This is a genomic window from Pedobacter sp. A2324 (genome assembly GCF_059693705.1).
This window is the reverse complement of record NZ_JCASSK010000008.1, coordinates 160,972-182,863: the sequence shown is the minus strand read 5'-3', so window position 1 is coordinate 182,863 and position 21,892 is coordinate 160,972. Positions and strand designations below refer to the sequence as shown.

General features: G+C 35.4%; 18 protein-coding genes. 1 reads left to right on the top strand and 17 read right to left on the bottom strand.

Going from position 1 to position 21,892, the window contains the following annotated elements; translation table 11 throughout:
- Positions 1 to 3: 3 nt before the first annotated feature.
- From AC570I_RS21340 to AC570I_RS21305, 8 genes are all read right to left on the bottom strand, one after another.
- Positions 4 to 1,371, bottom strand: coding sequence for an undecaprenyl-phosphate glucose phosphotransferase (locus AC570I_RS21340; RefSeq protein WP_231582713.1), 1,368 nt, complete (start codon positions 1,369 to 1,371; stop codon positions 4 to 6).
- A gap of 309 nt (positions 1,372 to 1,680) precedes the next feature.
- Positions 1,681 to 2,757, bottom strand: coding sequence for a mannose-1-phosphate guanylyltransferase (locus AC570I_RS21335; RefSeq protein ID WP_047800798.1), 1,077 nt, complete (start codon positions 2,755 to 2,757; stop codon positions 1,681 to 1,683).
- Entirely contained in the window at positions 2,744 to 3,859 is a 1,116-nt protein-coding gene (locus AC570I_RS21330) for a glycosyltransferase (protein ID WP_047800799.1), read from the bottom strand. The genes AC570I_RS21335 and AC570I_RS21330 overlap by 14 nt, the downstream gene beginning before the upstream one ends.
- On the bottom strand, positions 3,859 to 4,824 hold the full coding sequence (locus tag AC570I_RS21325) for a GDP-mannose 4,6-dehydratase (RefSeq protein ID WP_047800800.1): 966 nt from the start codon (positions 4,822 to 4,824) through the stop codon (positions 3,859 to 3,861). The genes AC570I_RS21330 and AC570I_RS21325 overlap by 1 nt, the downstream gene beginning before the upstream one ends.
- 12 nt (positions 4,825 to 4,836) lie before the next feature.
- The gene (gene gmd / locus AC570I_RS21320) at positions 4,837 to 5,964 is read right to left on the bottom strand and encodes a GDP-mannose 4,6-dehydratase (RefSeq protein ID WP_047800801.1); all 1,128 of its coding nucleotides are present in this window, start codon (positions 5,962 to 5,964) and stop codon (positions 4,837 to 4,839) included.
- 69 nt (positions 5,965 to 6,033) lie between these two features.
- Complete coding sequence (locus AC570I_RS21315; protein WP_497407103.1) at positions 6,034 to 7,071, bottom strand: glycosyltransferase family 4 protein; 1,038 nt, start codon at positions 7,069 to 7,071, stop codon at positions 6,034 to 6,036.
- Positions 7,072 to 7,327: 256 nt separating this feature from the next.
- On the bottom strand, positions 7,328 to 8,578 hold the full coding sequence (locus AC570I_RS21310) for an O-antigen polymerase (RefSeq protein ID WP_047800803.1): 1,251 nt from the start codon (positions 8,576 to 8,578) through the stop codon (positions 7,328 to 7,330).
- Positions 8,575 to 9,723 carry a glycosyltransferase family 4 protein gene (locus AC570I_RS21305; RefSeq protein WP_047800804.1) on the bottom strand — a complete coding sequence of 383 codons (1,149 nt, stop codon included), beginning with the start codon at positions 9,721 to 9,723 and terminating at the stop codon, positions 8,575 to 8,577. Before AC570I_RS21305 ends, AC570I_RS21310 begins: the two co-directional genes overlap by 4 nt.
- A 125-nt stretch (positions 9,724 to 9,848) precedes the next feature.
- Between AC570I_RS21305 and AC570I_RS21300 the strand changes: the two genes are divergently transcribed.
- Positions 9,849 to 10,796 (top strand): beta-1,6-N-acetylglucosaminyltransferase, encoded by a 948-nt coding sequence (locus tag AC570I_RS21300; protein WP_197082436.1) that lies wholly within the window; start codon positions 9,849 to 9,851, stop codon positions 10,794 to 10,796.
- A gap of 754 nt (positions 10,797 to 11,550) precedes the next feature.
- Here AC570I_RS21300 and AC570I_RS21295 read toward each other — a convergent pair.
- From AC570I_RS21295 to AC570I_RS21255, 9 genes are all read right to left on the bottom strand, one after another.
- A complete protein-coding gene (locus AC570I_RS21295) occupies positions 11,551 to 12,462 on the bottom strand; it encodes a glycosyltransferase family 2 protein (RefSeq protein ID WP_497407102.1) in 912 nt (303 codons plus the stop codon).
- The gene (wzx, locus tag AC570I_RS21290; RefSeq protein ID WP_047800814.1) at positions 12,455 to 13,810 is read right to left on the bottom strand and encodes an O-unit flippase-like protein; all 1,356 of its coding nucleotides are present in this window, start codon (positions 13,808 to 13,810) and stop codon (positions 12,455 to 12,457) included. Before wzx ends, AC570I_RS21295 begins: the two co-directional genes overlap by 8 nt.
- A 101-nt stretch (positions 13,811 to 13,911) precedes the next feature.
- A complete protein-coding gene (rfbH, locus tag AC570I_RS21285) occupies positions 13,912 to 15,219 on the bottom strand; it encodes a lipopolysaccharide biosynthesis protein RfbH (RefSeq protein ID WP_047800815.1) in 1,308 nt (435 codons plus the stop codon).
- The gene (locus AC570I_RS21280) at positions 15,209 to 16,087 is read right to left on the bottom strand and encodes an SDR family oxidoreductase (protein ID WP_053058474.1); all 879 of its coding nucleotides are present in this window, start codon (positions 16,085 to 16,087) and stop codon (positions 15,209 to 15,211) included. Before AC570I_RS21280 ends, rfbH begins: the two co-directional genes overlap by 11 nt.
- A 2-nt stretch (positions 16,088 to 16,089) precedes the next feature.
- On the bottom strand, positions 16,090 to 16,626 hold the full coding sequence (locus AC570I_RS21275) for a dTDP-4-dehydrorhamnose 3,5-epimerase family protein (RefSeq protein ID WP_047800816.1): 537 nt from the start codon (positions 16,624 to 16,626) through the stop codon (positions 16,090 to 16,092).
- Positions 16,626 to 17,717 carry a CDP-glucose 4,6-dehydratase gene (rfbG, locus tag AC570I_RS21270; protein WP_047800817.1) on the bottom strand — a complete coding sequence of 364 codons (1,092 nt, stop codon included), beginning with the start codon at positions 17,715 to 17,717 and terminating at the stop codon, positions 16,626 to 16,628. The genes AC570I_RS21275 and rfbG overlap by 1 nt, the downstream gene beginning before the upstream one ends.
- A gap of 1 nt (position 17,718) precedes the next feature.
- Complete coding sequence (gene rfbF, locus AC570I_RS21265; protein ID WP_047800818.1) at positions 17,719 to 18,495, bottom strand: glucose-1-phosphate cytidylyltransferase; 777 nt, start codon at positions 18,493 to 18,495, stop codon at positions 17,719 to 17,721.
- Between the two features lie 7 nt (positions 18,496 to 18,502).
- Complete coding sequence (locus tag AC570I_RS21260) at positions 18,503 to 19,534, bottom strand: ferredoxin--NADP reductase (RefSeq protein ID WP_047800819.1); 1,032 nt, start codon at positions 19,532 to 19,534, stop codon at positions 18,503 to 18,505.
- Between the two features lie 3 nt (positions 19,535 to 19,537).
- Positions 19,538 to 21,889 (bottom strand): GumC family protein, encoded by a 2,352-nt coding sequence (locus AC570I_RS21255; protein ID WP_047800820.1) that lies wholly within the window; start codon positions 21,887 to 21,889, stop codon positions 19,538 to 19,540.
- Positions 21,890 to 21,892: the final 3 nt, after the last annotated feature.

Below are 21,892 nucleotides of genomic sequence, written 5' to 3'. Positions count from 1 at the left end.
ATTTTAAAATGCATTCTCCTCGCCTTTTACCATGTTGATCACGGTCATGAAGATAATCTTCACATCCAGCATAGCCGACCAGTTTTCCAGGTACCAGATATCGTGTTCCACCCTCTTCACCATCTTATAATCTTCTTTGGTTTCACCACGGTAACCGTTTACCTGCGCCCAACCCGTAATACCTGGCTTAAGAAAGTGACGTACCATAAATTGGTCTACGATTCCTTTATACTGTTCCGTATGGCTTAACATATGTGGGCGTGGTCCGACAACACTCATGTGCCCCATGAAAACATTGAAAAATTGTGGCAGTTCGTCAAGACTTGATTTCCTTAAAAATTTGCCAATTGGCGTAATGCGGTCATCATTCTTACTCGCTTGTCTTTTATCACTATCGGCATTCATGCGCATACTTCTAAATTTGAAACACCAGAAAGGCTCATCATCCCGACCACTACGCAACTGCTTAAACAGCACTGGCCCTTTACTCTGTAACTTAATCAATAGTGCAATGATTGGATATAACCAGCTTAAGACAAACAGAATCACTAGTCCACTAAAAACTACATCAATGACACGTTTCTTGAAACGGTTGTGAATTTTCTCTAAGGGTTCGGAACGAAGTGAAATTACCGGAAATTCATTCCCTAAATAACTCACCGTGTAAGGTGATAAAAGGGCGCCGCTGATATCGGGAATGAATTTCAACCTTACACACTGACGTTCCGCCTCCTCCGTTAATAATAACATATCTCCCATACGCTCTGGTGCGATGGTCACATAAATGTCTTTAATCCCTTTGTCTACGGCTTGTTTAAACTGTCGACCTACGGCTTCGGAAAGGTGTCCATCCCGATCGCGATATTCTTCAGGCACATCGTTGATAAAACCATGAAATTCAATATAGCGCTGTTTTTCAAAATAACCTGCCAATTGTAAACCAGTCGCATTATTCCCCATAATTGCGACAGACTTAACCCCTCTCAGATGATTAAATAATAGAAACTGAAAAGAAGTCCCTATGAAGCGATTCACCAGGAACAATATGCCAAGCATTCCATAAAAGACCACTAAGAATGACCTGGAGAATTCATTTTGCTTTGAAAAGAATAGATAGACAGCAAATAGAACCGCATGTAAAACTACACTTTTCCAGGTTCCACGATAAATTCTCTCGATACGTCTTGATCCATATTCGGTATATAAACCAAAACTAGTGGTACTTACAATCCAAATTAAATTGCAAACCACTACATAATGCCATTGCAATTCGGAACTTAAGGATTTTCCAAGATAACCTGTAAATTGGAACGCTAAAAAATACACCAGATTGACCATTAAAAGATCGGTAACTGGTAATATGTATTTCAATATAAATAAGTAACGTGTTTGCATAGGCTATGAGTGCGCTGTATAACAGACAATTTAATTTTTTGTTTGAAAGTCTTTAGATATGAACAAAATTAATGCCCAAATCACCATGACAAAGTTAATTAATGATTATCAATATAAAAATTGTTAATTATTAAGCAATATACAGCTTAAAACATTGCCGATTCAAAATTAGTCACTGAACATGAATGAACAGTAGAACACTAAAGTAAATCAGTAGATAGCAAAAAAGGCTTAACCCTTTAGGTAAGCCTTCTAAATTCATCATTTATTAATCGCTAATAAGGACTATGCATAATCTTCACCATATTTCTCCACCATTCCTTTCGCCACTTGCTTAATTTCCTGTTCTTCTGATTTAGGGTATATTAATAAAACCTTCCCGTCATCCACTACAATATAATTATCCAGCCCCCTAATTACTGCAGCTTTGTCTTTAGGTAATTGAATAATGCAATTGGCTGTTTCCTGCAAGTGAACTTTATCTAGATTCACCATGTTATTTTTTTCATCCTTGTCTCCTACTACATATAGCGAAGCCCAGGTACCTAAGTCAGACCAACCGATATCAGCTGGAATCGTATAGACATTATCCGCTTTTTCTAAAATCGCATAATCAATTGAGATATTAGGGCTAGTTGGATATTTGGAATTGATGAATTCAGTTTCCTGATCCGTGTTATAGCAAGATAGACCACTTTCGAATAATCTCGCTATTTCAGGTGAATATTTTTCAAATGCCTTCTTAAGTGATTCTGCCGACCATATAAAAATGCCCGCATTCCAAACATAATCACCACTTTTCAAGTATTCCTGTGCCTTGGCCAGTTCTGGTTTTTCCATGAACGCATCAACCTTTTTTACGTCTTCATTGCCATCCTGATATCTGATGTAACCATACCCAGTGTCTGGCCGGGTGGGGCTAATACCCAACGTAAGCAAGGCATCATTTTCTGAGCTGAAACCTAAAGCAACTTTTATTTTCTCAAGGAAAACATCCTCTTTTAAAATTAAGTGGTCAGATGGTGCAACTACGATATTGGCATCAGGATTTGTTTTCCCAATTTTGTAGGCTGCATAAGCAATGCAAGGAGCCGTATTGTTACGGCTAGGTTCCAAGAGAATGTTATCTTTCAACACATCTGGTAACTGCTGAGTAACAAGTTCTGAATAAGCTTCGTTGGTTAATACATAAATCTGGCTATTAGGGCATATCTTAAGAAACCTTTCATACGTAAGCTGAAGTAGCGATTTTCCTATTCCTAAAATGTCAATAAACTGTTTTGGAAACTGGTTGCGACTTTTTGGCCAAAAGCGGGAACCTACCCCACCCGCCATAATTAGTACATAATTATCTTTGCTCATTATACTTTTCTAATACGAATTTTTTTATCTCATCTTTAAAGACAGTCTCATCAAATCTTTCTGCATTCAACCTTATAAAATTAGTGTCGAAATCAAGAGACTCGGATAGTTGAACTGCTTTGATAAGGCTTTCAACTGTTTGTTCATCAAAAAATATGGCAGTTGATTTGGCTGCATCATTTATGTAAGGAATCATTGTTTCTAACACGCCACCAACGCCATAAGCAATTACTGGTCTTCCAGATGCATTGGCTTCCAGCGGCGTAATGCCATAATCTTCGTGCTGTGGAAATATAAGTGCTTTGCAATTTGCATACAATTCAGCTAACTCTTCACTTGATAGACCTTTCCTGAATGTGATATTATCCTTTGCAAGTTGCTTTAGTTCCTGTGCCTTAGTACCATTACCAACAACTATCAAATTCAGACCAAGCTTATTAAAAGCCTCTATGGCCAAATCCGCCTTCTTATAATACTCAAGTCGCGAAACCAAAAGATAGTAATCTTTGGGTTTATCTGAAAGATGGAAATTTCTGGTTTTAACATCTGGAGGTATAAGTTTGATATCCTTTACCCCATAAGCATCGCGAATGCGCTGGGCAGTTTCCTCTGTCATTCCAAGGAAATAATCCCCTCTCTGCGCAGCTTCTTTATCGATCTTTCTCAGTATACTCACAACCTTATCGAACACCCATCGAGACAGTCCTTTAGAATTATTATATTGACTGTAAGAGGTTGGATTCCATGCTAGTCTGAAAGGGGTATAAGTGTAAATGAAAACTAATGCTTTAGAGTCTATATTTACATACTTTGCGCTATGGGTATTCGAAATAAGCACCACGTCGTACCCATGCACATCTAATGCCTTCATAGCCATTACTCCGAATGGAAAGTACAACCTCTGCATCCACTTTACACTTTTGGAAAGAAATTGTAATTTGGAAGTGGTAATCTTGTAGTCCCGATATTCTGGGTAAGTACCATCAGGGTTATAAGCCAGCGTAAATACGTCTGCTTCTGGAAATGCCTGAAGCATTGTCATCACCACTTGCTCTGCACCTCCCCTACGCATTAACTCATCATGTACAATTGCTACCTTCATTATATAAAATTCTTATCTTCTTCGTTAATTAAAATTTCGAGAACGTCGAAAAATGATTTATCGTATTCCCAACCTAATACTGTTTTTGCCTTTTTGTTATCTCCATACATATCTTCCATTTCTGTAGGTCTAAACAACGTAGGATCCTCCACTAACTTATTTTTAGAAATCTTAAGATAATCCATCGTATACGTTATGATATCTCTCAAGTAAATGGACGTCCCAGAACATATCAAATAATCGTCAGCTTTATTTTGTTGTAAGGAAAGCCACATTGCGGTAACATAGTCTGGAGCATAACCGAAATCACGCTTAACATCAATATTTCCCACCCTCAGTTCGTCCCGCAAACCTTTTTTTATTTCCAATGATGTTCTAATCACCTTTTTTACAAAAAAATTTGGACTGCGAAGATATGACTCATGGTTAAATAAGATACCATTCACGCAAAATACTTTATAAGACTCCCGATAATTTACGCCAATCCAAAAGCCCGAAGCTTTCGAAATGGCATAAGGACTCAAGGGGTGCATTGGCGTGGATTCCGTCACAGGCAATGATTTTACCTGCCCAAACATTTCACTACTACTCGCCTGGTAAATTTTTGTCTCCAGTTGCAAAAGACGAACACTCTCCAATATATTGAGCACGGACTGTGTATTATAATTGATCGTACCAATCGGCTGTTCGAATGAAATCCCTACTGAACTTTGAGCGGCTAGATTATAAAACTCGTCAGGCTGGTATTTCAATAATACTTTTATAATGCTTGAAAAATCTAATAGATCACATTCCTCAATTAAAATTTCAGCTTTAATATCTAAGTACTTGAAATTTTTTGTGCTAAAATTATGGCTACTTCGGGTTAGGCCAACGATAGTATAATTTTCACGGGACAATAACTGTGCTAAGTAAGCACCATCTTGGCCCGTTATTCCTGAAATAATTGCTATTTTCTTTTTCATGCGTCAAGAATATTATTCAAACTGGCTTTTGATATAATATCCGTTTTCCTTAAGCAATTTTTCTTTTTTGAAATGATCAACGTCAGTTGCTACCATTTCTTTAACCAGTCCAGCCAAATCATACTTGGGTTCCCACCCTAATTTAGTTTTTGATTTCGTTGGATCACCAATCAGTAGATCAACTTCTGTCGGCCTAAAATATGATGAATCCACTGCGACAACGGTTGTTCCAATCGCAACCTGGAATTCAGGTTTCGAACAAGAAATTACTTTTCCAATCTCGTCGACTCCTTCTCCTTCGAAGCCAACCACGATTCCAACTTCTTCAAAGGCCAATCTCACAAACTCCCTAACTCTTGTAGTAACCCCTGTCGCAATTACATAGTCTTCAGGTACATCCTGCTGCAAAATTCTCCACATTGCTTCTACGTAGTCTTTAGCATGTCCCCAATCTCGTTGAGCATCTAAATTCCCTAAATATAGTTTTGACTGCAGTCCTTGAGCAATTTTGGCAACAGCTCTTGTTATCTTACGGGTAACAAAGGTTTCACCTCTGAGCGGGCTTTCATGGTTAAATAAAATCCCATTACATGCAAACATACCATAAGCTTCCCGATAATTTTTAGTTATCCAAAAACCATAAATTTTGGCTACACCATATGGTGAGCGTGGATAAAAAGGCGAATTTTCATCGTAAAATCCTTTTTCATTTTTATTTTCTGGCATACCGCCATATAATTCAGATGTAGATGCTTGGTAAACTTTAGTCTTTTTTTCCAAGCCTAGAATCCTTACTGCCTCCAATATCCTCAAAGTTCCTATCCCGTCGACATTGGCTACATATTCAGGAGAATCAAAAGAAACTTTAACATGACTCATTGCGCCAAGATTATAAATTTCATCTGGCTGTACTTCCTGAACAATTCTGATTAGGTTAGTCGAATCAGTTAAATCTCCGTAATGCAATTTGAATCTTACATTGTCAGAATGTGGGTCTTGATATAAGTGATCAATGCGATCCGTATTAAACAAAGAACTTCTTCTTTTTATTCCATGAACTTCATAACCTTTTTCCAAGAGAAGTTCTAGAAGATAGGCACCGTCTTGGCCAGTGATGCCTGTAATTAATGCTGTTTTCATTTTCAATATTGCTTACTTTTATTTAATATTTTCATTTATTTAACTATTGCTGACATATTCACGCAATAGCTAATTTAAATCATTAATAACATTTTTGATAATATTTGCTGAATTAGACCAGGAGAACTCCGTAACACGTTTTAATCCTTTCTGTTTTAGTTGAGTCCGAAGCTTTTCATTCTCGCTTATAAGTTTTATTTTTTCAGCTAGTTCTTCGGTATTGTGAGGGTTGAAATAAATTGCTGCGTCGCCACATACTTCAGGTAAACTACTGCTCTCGCTAACTAATACCGGACAGCCGTGCTGCATGGCCTCTAGAGGTGGTATTCCAAATCCTTCGTACAAGCTTGGGTAAACGAATGCTACAGCATTTTTGTACAAAGCTGCCAAATGAGCATCACTTACTTTACCTAAGTATATAATATTTTCACTATAGTCTAAATCTACCAAACCAAAGTTTTTGTTAACCATCCCTGCGATTACAAGTTTTAAATTCGCTTGGTTAGCAGATTTGAAAGCATTTACTAGAGTGATCAGATTCTTTCGGGGATCCAAGGAACCAACAAATAACAAATATTCCCCATACGTTACTGGTTCAGAATGTCCTGAATTCAATTGAGAGGAAGAGTTGTATACAACAATTATCTTTTCAGCCGGTTGCTTGAGAATTTTGATGATTTCTCCTTTTGAAAACATACTCACTGTTAAAATTTTCCTTGATCTTCTGGCTAAAATAGGAATAATAAACCTATACCAAAGCGAAAATGGTTTTGAAAACCATCCAGGATTAACGAAGAAAGCAAGGTCATGTAAAGTGACCACTTGATTCTTATATAACAATGGAGCGCTATTGCATAAATTAAGCAAAACAGGTTTTTCTTTCGTATTTAGGTAAGACGGCAAATCAATTTGCTCCCATTTAACGCCTTGATTTTTACCAATGGTTTTGAACCGCTCTGGTAAAACCATCTCTTTGGGAGATGTATTGGGAGGGCATAAAACTATGAAACTAATTGGCTGCTTAATAAGCTCATTAAGAATCTCCCGCGCAAAACGCTGAACTCCGGTTGTTGGTTGGGTTAAAAATTTTCCGTTAATATAAAACATAATGTTATTCAACTTCTACATAACGATTATGTAATAGCATTTCATCAATTAATAATTTGAAAGTTCGTAAAAATAGTGTAATTATTTATAAACAGAGAAAAATTTTAAAGTAACACATTTATTTTCGAACTTTATGATAATTCAAAGATTCTTAGTATTAGAGAACTTATTTAGTCCATTGATTATCGTGATCATAATTATTAAACTTTCAATTTATTTTTAACACATTTTGTTAGATAAATTCATTTATGAAAAATCAATCTATTTTAAATCTGTACAAATAAAAAAGCATGACAAAGGTTGGAGGTAGTAGATAAATCGATAATGTATAGAATGTATAAAAATTAGCAAATACCACGTTAAAGCTGACTATAATAATTGTCTTTATTATTAATGAATCTGAACCCATAAGCTTCTTCTTCAAATATTTTGTAAAATACCCATAAAAGTATCCTGATATTAAGCAAAAACCAATGATTCCGAACCAACCGAACGATACATAACCCCATATTGGAGCCGGTAGCCTCAGACCTCCGGATACAATCTCTTCTAAATCATCACCGTTTGTTAACACCTTTAGAGTATAAACACCGGGATTCCATTCATAGTGCCCAGGAATCAAGCCACCATAAATTGTTTGCCCATAGGTTAAGTTGGGGTGTTGGACAAACTTTTCCATAAACAATAGTTGATCTGCAATATCCGGAGAGCCAGATGCAATGATTTCCCAATACGGATGCTCTGTGTTATAATTTGAATAATCGAGTTCCCGGGCCCCAATAATAAAGTAAAATACAGAACTAAAGACATATAATCCTATTACAGAAAGTAAAAGTAATATAAAATGAAACCGGCTTTTAAAAACCATAATAATCCCAAAAGCAAGAACAAGTCCCGAAAAAGCTGGACTCCTAGACAAGGACAATGCCATAAGCGCTACCGCTAGTATTGTACTGTAAAGAAAGAAACTTCTTTTCGTTTGATACCAAATAACTGCTGATATGGGTATAATTGTAGACAGAATATAGAATGATGTTCTAAAAAAGATTGCAACGCGCATATATGGAGCCTGATAAGGCCCTCGAAAAAACTTAGCTAGAAATGGATCCGCAGCAAATGCAGGAATAAATCCCATTCCAGCGTAACTCAAAACTAACATTACAATACTTACTATCATCAGCCATTTAGTAAAAGACATTACTCTTGCTAAATAAACTTCACTGTCAAGAACCTCATAGCTAAATCTTTTTAAGTCTGGCTTGGATCTATACCCAACAAACAGCCCTATTGCGAATGAAATAGCACCGACTAACAATATGTTTGAATACAAATCGACTACTGCCTCAGCAAAATTATTATGAACGCCTAAAATAATGGCAGGAACGAAAGTAGATATAAAGTTTCCTCCTAAAGACAGATGGGCTATAATATTATATCTGCTAGGCCAAACTAAATACCCTGGAGAAATAAAGATAGCGAGCGCAAGAAAAATAATTAAGCTATTCATATATTATTGATAATGGAATTGTACCGCTCGACCATCACATCAATATTAAATTTCCTTAATACTTTAATACGAGCATTTTTACGAACTTGCTCTAGGTCTTTAAAATTTTCGATAATCCATGCAATTTTTTTACGTAAATCATCATTATCATCCGGTATAAAGAGAAAACCATCAATATTATTTTCAATAATTTCTGAAGACCCACCTGTATTACTCGCCAACACAATTTTCTCACATGACATTGCTTCATAAATAGTAGTTCCCAATGGTTCGCTACCTATTTTTGAACTATTATTTATAACTATATCACAAGTATTGTAAAACTCTTTCATGTCATGAATATCACCGAGGTAAAAGAAATTTCCCTTCGAATTTATTATATCAATAACTTCTTTTCCATATTCGGGATGATCATCCGCAAACTTTCCAGCGACAAACACCTTGAATTTACAGGGTAAATTTAAATTCTCTAGGGACTGTAACAGCTCTAATTGACCCTTTCGAGGGGCAATGACAGCGGCTATGCCAATTACTATGCAATCTGCATCAATTTTTAAAAAGTTTCTTTGCCTAGCCCTTATTGTCTCGTCGTTGGTAAAAAAATTAGTAGACAGGCCATTGTAGAGAACAAAAGTTTTACTTTTGTCAGAGAACTTTTGTCTTACAGCTTCTGATACTACCAATGTTGCATTATATAACTTGTTACATGCTCTCGACATCATTGCATCTAAACCGGAATAATATTTCAAGTCATGATCACTCCAAATCCATTTGATATTTCTCTTAAAAATTTTGGTGTAAATTATAACTGGCAATAGATAGGATGCGGGCACTATTGTATTTGCATGAATTACATGTATATTATTCGATTTTATATATTTAAAGACAAATTTAGAGATTCTGAAGTAGTTAGTTAATGCTCTAACATAAAATGATAAGCTTTTTTCTTTACTTCGATTTAGTTTTTTCAATTCTGGCAAAATTACAATTGGATAGTCAATTTGCTGCTTCAATTTCGAAGCGTATTCACCTGGCGCTATCAAAAGATGCGGCTTGACTTTAGTGTTTTTCCCAAGAAGTCTAGAGATAACAATCTCTGCGCCGGAGGCCTTTTCACCCCCGTAAACATATAATATATCTTTCACTTAAGTAGTGTTTTTTAATTCAAGGTAAAAGTATTATTTAAACACTATTTATTACCAACATCCTTCAAGACTCTTACTATAACGCAAATATGTTAATAATAAATTGATTTTATATATCACATTCTTTGATTAAAATAAAAAAGCATTTTGGCAATAAAAATTCTCCAAGTTTATTATTTTTGAAACAAATGAAGCAAGCCATACTAATTGTCGCGTATAAGGACATCGACTATCTTAAAAAGTTGATAACGTTTTTTAATCCAAATGACTATATTTTCTTTATACACCTGAATAAGAAATCAGTTTTTACGGGTAATGAACTGAAAACGCTCACTGACATGGAAAATGTTAAGATAGTAGTACAAAAATATAATACGCATTGGGGGAGTTTTAACCATCTAAAAGCTATATTACATCTGTGTTCGGTTGCACTTGATTTTGATATAAGCTATTTGCATCTTATAAGTGGCCAGGATTTCCCCGCAATGTCTGGTGAGAAAATCAAAGATTTTCTTCGCGAAAATAAGGGGAAGGAATTTTTAGAGCATTTTGAATTCCCTGCAGATGTATGGAAGGATGAAGGCTATGGACTAGATCGAATTAATTTTTTTCACCTCAACGATTTCGTCAGCAGCACCAAACGCAGTGGCAGATATATCCTGAGATTAGTATTTACATTACAGAAAATATTACATTTAAGAAGGTCAGGATGGGGCGGGCTTAAATTATTTGGAGGCGGTACTTGGTGGACATTAAGCAAGGAATGTATTGCTTATGTTTTAAGATATATAGATGAAAATCCCGCTTTTTACGAGCGATTTAATTATACAAAAATACCAGAGGAAATTCTATTCCAAACTGTGATAATGAACTCACATTTTAAGAGTAACGTCGTTAACAATAACTTGCGGTACATTGATTGGAATTGGAAAAATGGTAGCAGGCCTGCAATTTTAGATGAAAATGATTTTCAAGTCATTAAAAATTCGAACGCATTATTTGCTAGAAAATTTATTCTCCCGATTTCAGCAAAACTTCTTGACATTTTAACGGAAGATTTTAAAAAAGCTTAACTACCTGTTAACTTTTCTGGTATTAGTTATAAAAGATTACTATAGTTCTTAATAAAAAATTTAAACATCGCCGTTTCTATTGCAATTGACTGGATGGTTGCGAAATTTGTAGTACTGAACAATTAGCGCAAATAATTTTGGAGCGCCTTTTGATTATCCCCTTCTAAGAGAAAACCTTCTACTCCATCATTTCCCATTTCATTAGAGGTACCTGACAACGACGCGATTGCATTCCTTCTCAAACGAAATCGCATCTTCGTAGATAGTTGTTCCTAATAGTTTACTACATGTTAGGTCACTATTATTTATCACAATCTTACACAAATTGTAGAATCTCACATACTATTAACATGTCCAATCTAGACGATTTTGTTCCGTGATCACTTCATATCCCCTTATTTATTTTAAAAAATTTAAGAAGTATAACGCAGGCAGCAGGCATGATGAGAGAACTACCATGTTATCATGAAATACATCATGCTTAACGAGCTTTCGAGGAATAATAAAAATCTAATAAATTAATTAAATTGCTCTAAAATGGTATTTTGGAGCAGATGAACCACTTCAATTCAGTTTTTGAAGTCTGTCTAGAGTTTGAATTTACCCTACTGATCCTCAGCTAAAATTTTATTTGCAAAATCCCGAGGAGATAAAATTAAAACAGATTTGCATTTTTTTATTGTCAATTAATCATTTAATAAAGATCTCTCCCCAAAGCTTTTAAACTTCAAAGACACATAGTGCTATTAACATATTAAGTCAATGATATATAAATTCGCTTCGCAATTCTGACAAAAATACGCTGCATAAACAAAGGAATAGGAATCTTACTATAACTTTCAATCAAGTGTCTACAAGAATACTTGCTATCATTTAGCAGGTTATCCTCTCCATTATGGGTTTTAGAATAATTTTTGAATCCAACATAAGTATCCAGTTTGGATAGAAATATCTCTAATAAATTCCTAGCGGTGATAGTATTTTTGAACCTATATGCTTTTTCTACGATTTCTAAATATACCTCGCTTGTTTCTTGTTGGGGAGATATTCTATAGAAAGCCAGTTTTTTATTTACAAAATGCAGTGGGGAAATTAAAGATAGTTCGTACCAGAAAGAGTAATCGGCAATTGGATACATATCTTTCTTGAACTTTGTATTTATCTTTCTCTTATTAAACAGTACCCCTGGAAAAGGGATAGGATTTCCTAGTAAAAAATGATTTGGCTTAATTCTATTGAACGGAAAAACAATATTCTTTTTAGGATCATTAAAATCTGGCCTCACAGCTGTACCGAAATGTGTATCAGATGCTACCGAAATCAAAGAAGGAAATTTTTCAATGTATGCTAACATATTCGCAATATAGACTGGTGAAAGCATGTCGTCTGAATGTAGAATAGTAACCCACTCCGTTTCGGTTTTGTCAATACAAACATTCCAATTTTCCACCATTCCAACATTTTCCGAATTTCTTATATACGACACCTGCGGGTTTTTAAGGGAATCAACAAAATCTTTAAACCTTGCATGACTTGAATTATTATCTACTACAAGTATGTTTGCGCTTACAGTCTGGTTAATGGCGCTGTAGATCGCATCCTCGAAATATTCATAACGTTCATAAACGGGGATAGCTATGGTGATTTTTCTAAGTGTATTAGGCATAAAGATCTTTGAATTTAATTTTTAATTCTTTTATTACTTCCAAAGGCCATTTCCAAGCATTATATGACAACTGTATAAATATGGTAGAAATACCAAATGCCTCTAACCTCAAATGAAAGTAAAATATAAGAATTAAGTTCGCGCAAAAGATTGCTACCCCTGAAACAATAGTGGGTAAAACATATGGCACAGTATTTTTTGTTGTCAGGAATATTCCGCTATTTCCATGCGTAATTTCCATAAGATAGATAAATCCAAACATTAGAATCATCGACAAATTTGGCAAATTTGTATTACTGCCGATTATTTGTAAAATATACCTTCCAGCAAAAATTATCACTAAGCTCCCCAAAGCATAAAGTGCCCAGCCTATTTTCATGCTTTTGATGAATTCTCCTTTGAGTTTGGACACGTTATTTCCCATCCAAAGGCTATTAAATCTTGGCAAATGAGATGTAAAATACAACCGGGAAAAAATCGCTAAAAGAGAAAACAACTGAACTACGAGTCCGTAAGATGCGACCTCACTTAAAGAAAAAAATTGACCGGCAATGAGCATATTTGCTTGAAATATCAGAAAAGTTCCCACAGAAACTAACCCCAACTTTTTTGAATTAAACCATATACTATTGAAAACATCCTTTGGATTCTCAACATTAGCTCTATCCAATTTCGTAACCGTGTCGAAATCATAGAAAGCTCTGTGGTACAAGAATCGGCAAACTATATTACTTAAAAGTAGCGCTATAGATATGCTCAAAAGACCATATCCCAAGAATAGGCCAGTTGCTGCTAAGATCAGGTTCAGTAATTTAGCATAAGATATAGCTTGATTCGCATTTTTTACTTTACCTCTTCCTAATAGAAGTGCATCATAATATGAGTAGAAAAAATTCATCGATATTGCGATGCAAAAAATGTAAAATGCAATCCAAAGAGTGTGTTCCTCCGGTGAAATTATATTTCTCAAATACCAATATCCACCAAAAATCAATAAAAAAACCAAAAGACCCGTTATTAACATGTATATTTTTTTAATAACGTGTATGATTGTTTTTAGTAAATCATAATTGATTTCGTTACTGGTAGTAATATCATCTAAGCCTTCTTTTTTTAGTTTTTGCGCCCCGCTATATACATAAGATACAATTCTTGTAATGTTTGGTAGAAACCCGAAATCTAGTAATAAAACAAGTGAGGTTATACTCGAGAAGATGTACCAAATACCAATTTGATGTTCTGGTAGTGTTTTTAATATTATTGGTAGCAAAAGAACACTTGACCCATAATTCAAAGCTTGCGCTACATAACTCCAAAAAACATCCTTTTTACTTATACTAATATCCATAAAAGTAAATTCTGTTGAAGTTAAAAGTTGGTAAAACATATTCACCAACATTAAAGAAAATTTTCAAGGCGATAAACAATTTTATCGCCCTGAAATATAAATTACAAATCATTAATATATTTGCGAATTACATCTGCGATATAATCATAATGATCTTCCGTAAGACCTGGCCATACACCAAGCCAGAATGATTGATTCATGATGATATCAGTATTTGTCAAGTCACCTACTACTCTGTGTGTAACATCAGCATAAGCTGGCTGTCTTAACAAATTCCCAGCAAAAAGTAATCTTGTTCCAATTTTGTTTTGCTCCAAATGCTGAACCAACATATGCCTGTCGTTTGCATCTCCTTCCCTTAATGTCATCAAAAATCCAAACCAGGATGGATCGGATTCTGGCGTAGGCTCAGGCAAAATGAAAATGTCTTCAAATTCCTTCATACGAGAATACAATGCGGCGTAATTTTCTTTTCTTCGTTGAATAAAATGATCTACCTTCTTAAGCTGCGATACTCCTAATGCCGCCTGCATATCTGTAACCTTCAGATTAAATCCAACATGAGAATATGTATACTTATGGTCATATCCGTAAGGTAAAGAACCTAATTGTTGGCTAAATCTACAGCCGCATGTATCATCTTTACCCGGCAAACAGTAGCAATCCCTACCCCAATCTCTAAAACTTTCAGCAATTTTAGCCAATTCAGGATTGTTAACAACTACCGCGCCACCTTCACCCATTGTGATATGGTGAGCAGGGTAAAAAGAAAAAGTCGATAAATCACCGAAAGTACCGGTTTTTTTGCCCTTATAAGTTGCCCCCAGTGAGTCACAATCGTCTTCTATCACCCACAGATTATATTTTTTTGCAACTCTCATCACCTCATCCAAGTCAAAAGGATTACCCAATGAATGGGCTATCATGATTGCTTTCGTTTTAGGAGAAACAGCTGCTTCTATCATATCGGCCTTTACGTTATGTGTGGCGATATCAACATCAATGAAAACTGGAACTGCACCCGCTTGTACAATTGGATTTACGGTCGTAGGAAAACCAGCTGCCACAGTGATTACTTCGTCGCCTGGCTTAATAGCCCTGTCACCTAGTTTAGGAGAGGTTAAAGTATAAAAGGCAACTAAGTTAGCAGATGAGCCTGAGTTTACCAAAAGTGCCTTAACTGCACCAAAATATCTGGCGAATTCAGATTCAAATTCCGCTGCAAAACGTCCGGCAGTTAACCATCCATCTAGCATAGAGTCCACTCCTAATAGTAAATCATCTGCGTCCATTACTTTGCCGGTTACAGCGATGTAATCTTGACCGGGGATGATTTCCCGTTTTGCATTTTTGGCAGCTATTGCAGACAATTCTTCCTGTAACGCTCCGTTAAAGTGTTTATAATTCATGTTTTGTTACTTTAAAAATAAAAGAATCTACATTTTCAAATGTAAATTTTGGATATTCTCCTAAAAATTTAATATTTAATAATCCTCCGTTTAATGGTCTAACCGCTGCTTGATTCGATTGAGAAGTTTTAACGGGTGTCAGATGAAGCTTGTTATGGCTAAAATAACTACCAACTTTTGCCGCTAACTGATATCTGTTGTAATAGTCATTTCCTGCTAAGTGATAGATTCCCTTTTTGTTATCCTCAATTAGCATTAAAGTCATTTTGGCAATATCGCCGGCATATATCGGCGTGGCAAACTGATCAAAGGGTAAATTTAGTTCTTTAGAAACGTTATTCTGTAAATCTGAAATTAGTCTTGCGATAAAGTTTTTTGACCTAGCCTCTTCACCATAAACATTCGTCACACGTAAGACAAGGTTGGTATCCAATGTAGAGACTAATCTTTCACATTCTAATTTATGTTTTCCATAAACATTTAACGGATTAACTTTGGCATCTTCACGATATGGTCCACTCGTGCCGTCAAAAACATAGTCCGTCGAAATAAATGCTAATCCCACATTTTTCAGCCGGCAGTAGTCAACTATTTTTTCAGTTGGTAAAACAGTTTTTTCGTAGCTTTCATCCACATTATTTTCACAATAATCAACGTTTGTTAAAGCGGCGCAGTGAATAATCACATCTGGATAAAAACTGTGTGTAGCAAACAGTTTTTCTAAATCATCTTCCAAGAAATTGAAAGGAACTGTGTGTTCGGTTGCAAAACTTAAATGTGAACCTAAGACTTCCCAGTTATGGTCTTTAAACACAGACATGCAGTGAGAACCTACTAGTCCTGAAGCTCCAACGATAAAGGCTTTCATATTTAAAAAGGGCTTTTTATATTAGAAAATGTTTCGAAACTCAGATCCCGATCTGATAAAATTGGGGTCTGAACGTCCCAGTCATATCCAAAAGAATCAAATTTAATCCCTGCTTCACATTCTCTGCTTTGAGAAGTAGAAGTATGGTATTCTACAGTGGTATTGTCTTCTAGTGAAAGGAATCCATGTGCAAATCCCTTCCCAATATATATCCCCTTTCTATTTTTCGCTGAAAGTTCTGCGAAAAAAAAACTTCCAAAGGTTTCAGAATTCTTACGAATATCTAAAACGACATCTATGATTGCACCAGTAACAACGTATACTAGTTTTGAATGATCTTCAGGAGGAACTTGATAATGCATTCCCCGGATTACATCTTTATTAGAGACAGAATAGAAACTTTCGGTAAAGTTATAATCCAAATTTTTAGCCTGAAATGTTTCTTTGTGGATTGTCTTTACAAATTCACCCCTGTTATCAACAAAACTTTTATAATCCATGATAAATAAATCGTGGAAGGGAGTTTCTTTTATTTCCATTATAATGCCCAGTTTATGGCCTTGCCTAATGCCGCCTTAGTATACTGATTTATCTGGTTTGTCCTTAAAGATAAAATGTTACTTCCACCTTCCAAATCGTCCATGTAACCTTTTAGAGTGAAATCAACTGTTTCCTTAAAGCTTAAAACTGGTTTCCATTTTAGGAAATTTGCTGCTTTAGAGATGTCTAACTTTAATAATACTGCTTCATGAAGTTTGACAGTACCTTCCGGTATGGTATAACCACCTCTACTGTCTAAAATCAAAATCTCATCAATTAATTCCTTTACAGAATAATTGGTTACATCTTCAGGCCCAAAATTCCATCCTCCACTAAATCCCTTGCCGTTTATGAATAATTCCGCTCCTAAATTTAGATAACCACTTAATGGCTCTAACACATGTTGCCAAGGTCTTGTTGCATAAGGATTACGAACTTCCAGCTTCTCTTCTTTTTTGAATGCCCTGAAATAGTCTGGTATTATTCTATCTAACGCCCAATCTCCGCCCCCAATTACGTTACCTGCCCTTGCAGACGCAATATTACACGTGCCCTCAGCTTTGAAGAAAGATTCTAGATATGAACTGGTAATAAGTTCCGAACAGCCTTTGGAAGCACTATACGGATCTTTACCTCCCATTGGATCATTTTCCCTATAACCCCAAACCCATTCTTTATTATCGTAACATTTATCTGTAGTTACATTCACGGCTGCTTGGACCGAGGCTGTAGACCTTACCGCTTCCCAGAAATTTACTGTGCCCATCAAGTTAGTGTCAAAAGTACCTAATGGATCTTGATAAGATAATAATACTAACGGTTGAGCAGCTAAGTGAAAGGCAAAATCAGGTTGAACGTCCTGAAAATAACGTTTTAATTTTTCTCCATCTCTAACGTCACCTTCATAATGATTAATATGATCTTTTAAGTTACAGATCACGAAATTATCCATATCGGATTGAGGAGCTAAAGCATATCCATAAACCTCTGCACCTAGTTCTTTTAGCCAGATTGCCATCCAAGAACCCTTAAAACCTGTATGGCCAGTTAAAAGGACTTTTTTCCCTTGATAAATATTTTGAAAGCTCATACTACCAGATTTTCCATTTTGCTTCCCCACTAGACCAAAGTTGTTCCAACTCAATACGATCTCTCAAAGCATCCATTGGTTTCCAAAAACCAGAATGTTTAAATGCTGCTAGTTGACCATCATTGGCAATTTCTTTCAAAGGTTTGTTTTCCCATTGAACGTCTTCAACGTCACCCTCTAGGTATTTAAATATCCCTGGATTTAAAACAAAGAAACCTCCATTAATCCACATTCCATCTCCCTGAGGTTTCTCTACGAAATGTTGTACAGCACCATCCTCATCCATTTCAATATTTCCGAAACGACCTGGCGTTTGTATACTAGTTAATGTTGCTAACTTATCATGGCTATTATGAAAATCAACGAGAGCATTGATATCAATATCTGCTACTCCATCTCCATATGTAAGCATGAAAGTCTCACCATCCACATATTTCTGAATTTTCTTGATTCGGCCAGCAGTATTTGTTTTCAATCCAGTATCAACTAGAGTCACTTTGAATGACTCTGAATTAGAAAAATGGACATCCACTTTATTCTTTTCGATATCGATAGAAACATCTGAGTTATATAAATAATAATTCAGAAAATATTCTTTAATAGATTGGGCTTTATAACCTAAGCATAATACGAAGTCATTGTAGCCATAAGCTTCATAAATCTTCATAATATGCCATAATATAGGTTTTCCACCTATTTCAACCATTGGCTTTGGACGAGCTTCTGTCTCTTCCATTAAGCGGGTACCTAAACCACCTGCAAGTATTACTACCTTCATATTTTATTTATATTTCTATATGTACATTATCTGTTAGAGGATGTGTGCAGCAAAGTAAATATTCATTTGCTGATAAATCATCGCGTACTTTCGTTAACCCGATCATCTTGGCTTCGCCAATGATCATTGAACCCTTGCAAGTACTACAATTTCCCGTTTGGCAAGAATAAGGCAATTCAATGTCAGCGCTTAAAGCTGCTTCCAAAATACTTTTTCCTTTAACAACCTCAACGGTATATTTTTCGCCCTGAAAATTTAGAGAAACGTTTTGAGTATGCACATCTTCGAAATCTTTTGGATCTTTAACCAATTCAAAATCTTCGGAATAAACATGGTCAAGATTACCGAACTTGGCTTGAACTGCATTCTTTACGGATTCCTTTAAACCGGCGGGGCCACAGATATAGTGTGCAACACCGTTATGTTCGCTTTGATCACTCAATATCTTTAAGGCTTTGTCTTGATCAATCCTACCTTGTATCAGATATGGATTTGCCTCATCAATAACTAATTTTGTGTGAAAATGCCTAATTGTAAGGCGATCACCATATCTCTCTTTAAGTTGATCTATTTGGTTTTTAAATATTGTAGATTCATGACTTCGGTTACCATAGTTAAGATGTACTTTAACTTCCGTTTTTTCCGACAAAATATATTTTATGATAGATAGCAGTGGCGTTATACCGCTTCCCACACCCCAAAAATATACATCTTTAAATCCATGGCCCTCTTCAAAAATAAAATCGCCCATTGGAGGCATTACCTCAATTGAATCACCTACCTGTACTACATCGTTGATGTGATTTGATATTAAACCATTTTCGACCCGTTTGACTGTAATTTCCAAAAATGTATCAACACCGGGACAGGACGAAAATGAATACGGACGAATATAACGTCTTCCATTAATCCTAAAGATCAAAGTAAGGTATTGTCCGGCTATATACTTAATTTTTTTTAATCCGGGTTGCTTGAAACAAAGTGTGACAGTATCTTCGGTTTCCTTTCTTATTTCAGCAACTTTTAATGTATAATTCATAGACTATGATCTCAATTTAAACATTTTCTTATACCAAGGTTGCGTCTCATTCTCTCCGTAAGCTCCATAACCGTAACCGTAACCATAATATTTATTAACTATATCATTTACGACGATCCCTAAGCTCTTCATTTTTCCACTTCTGTAGAGTTCCTCAACAATTCTAAGTTGGTCTTTCTGTGTAACCTTCTGTCTCACCAAAAACAAAGTAACATCTGCGTACGGAGCCAGTAACTGAGCATCTGATATAATACCAATAGGAGGCGCATCTAAAATTATGTAGTCAAATTGTTTTTTCAGCTCTTCCATCAAAAGTGGCATTCGTTCATTCATCAGTGTTTCTGCGGGATTTGGAGGGAGCGGACCTGAAGAAATAATGAACATATTTTTATTAATATGAAGTGGTTTAATTAAGTTGGTTGCTGTCAAATCATTCTTAATGGTATAATTACTATATCCCAATGAATTATCAACATTTAACTTCGCTGATAAACCTGGTTTTCGTAAATCCAGCTCCATTAATAAGACTTTCTTTCCCGCTAATGCCAATATATTTCCTAAATTAATTGCCGTAAATGACTTCCCTTCACCACTCATACTTGATGTAAGTAAAATTATTTTTTCATCATTATTCCGAAGATAAAACGATAAGTTAGTTCTTAAGGCTCTGAACTGTTCTGATATCGCGGATCGGCTTTGATTTGCAACCACGAGATTATCATCAGATGAATTATGGCTTATTTCTCCTATTACCGGAACTTGTGTCAAAGAATTAATCTCTTCCTTAGTTTTTATACTATTGTTCAACAGCTCTGAACCAAATATTACAATAACTGGTAAAATCAGTCCTGCCACTAATCCCACAAGATATATTAGGTTTTTCTTCGGACTAATTGGAGCAACTTCAGCTTTTGGAGGATCAATTGTTTTAGCAATCGAAATATTTGATGTCTTCGATATAGCGGTCTCTTCAGCTTTCTGCATTAGAAAGATATATAGTTCTTGTTTGATCTGCTGATTCCGTGCCAATTTCAAATAATTCTTCTCAATTTGTGGAACACCGGAAATCTGTCCCTCTGCTGATTTTAATTGATTTCGAAGCTTATTACGATTAGCTACATATGAATTTTTTGTGATTTGAACATTAGAAAGAATATCGCTTCTTAGCCCCTCAATTTGTTTATCGATATTTTTAATAAATGGACTTTCTTCCGTTACACTTAATAATTGTTTTTCACGCTCCAGGAGAAGTGCATTGTATTGCCCCATTAAATTCGAAAAAACCAGATCTGAAGGAATTAATGATGAGGGAAACACCCTCTTACTATCTGTATTATCTTTTAGATAACGTTCCAAATCATTCAATACTGATACCTGTGTTTCTGCTTTAGCAAGTTCAGTTGAAAATTCACCTGTATTCTGAACCAACAACTTACCTTGTTCACTCATGTCTGATAACTGGTTTTGTTGTTTAAAAGATTCAACTTTGTTTTCGACATCCCCAAGCTCCGAAGCAATTTTATTTATTCGTTCTTTAATAAATAAATATGTACTATCAGCGATGGAATTTTTATCTCTTAAATTTGCCTGGGTGTACTTATCAATTAAAGTATTAAGAATATCTTCGCCTTTTTGTTGTAAAGTATAAGATAGCCCAAGATCAATAATAGAGACTTGTTTATTAGAAACCCCAACAGAAAGTTGTGCTAACAAATTTGATACTCGTTGGTCTATGGATAGAATACGTACAGAATATTCACCACTTTCAGTCCTAGAAGGAGACAAAAGATCTAATTTTACGATACCAACACCATCAAGTTTAAATTCACTCCCCCATTTTATGTTTCTTACCTCGTTATTTTTTTTTAATCTTAGATTTTGATTGTCTATTACTGATACTTCTATGTTAGTAGTTTTAATAGTATCTAATCCCTTGAGAATACTTAACTTAAATGGCGAATTGTAAACTTCTCTTGTTAAAAAATCTATCTTTCGTGAATATATGACATTAAGCTGCATCTCTCTTACGACTTGCTCCATCAAAAACCTCGTCCTAAGAATTTCGACTTCGTTATCAACGGAATTTTTAGCCCCCATTAACCCACCTAGGTCCATTAAAGCGCCGGCTTGTTTACCTAAACCCCCGCCTTTTTCGTCATCATTTACCAGAATTTTAGCTCTTATCTGGTAAAGTGGGGCAGTGTATTTTGCATAAAAAAATGAAAGTAATAAACAGATCAAAATACTTATTAAAAACCATAACCACTTATCAACAAGCTTACTGAAAACATCCTTTAGGTTGATAATATCTTCTTCACCATTCGGGTTGGTATTGTTATTTACTATATTATTCATTGA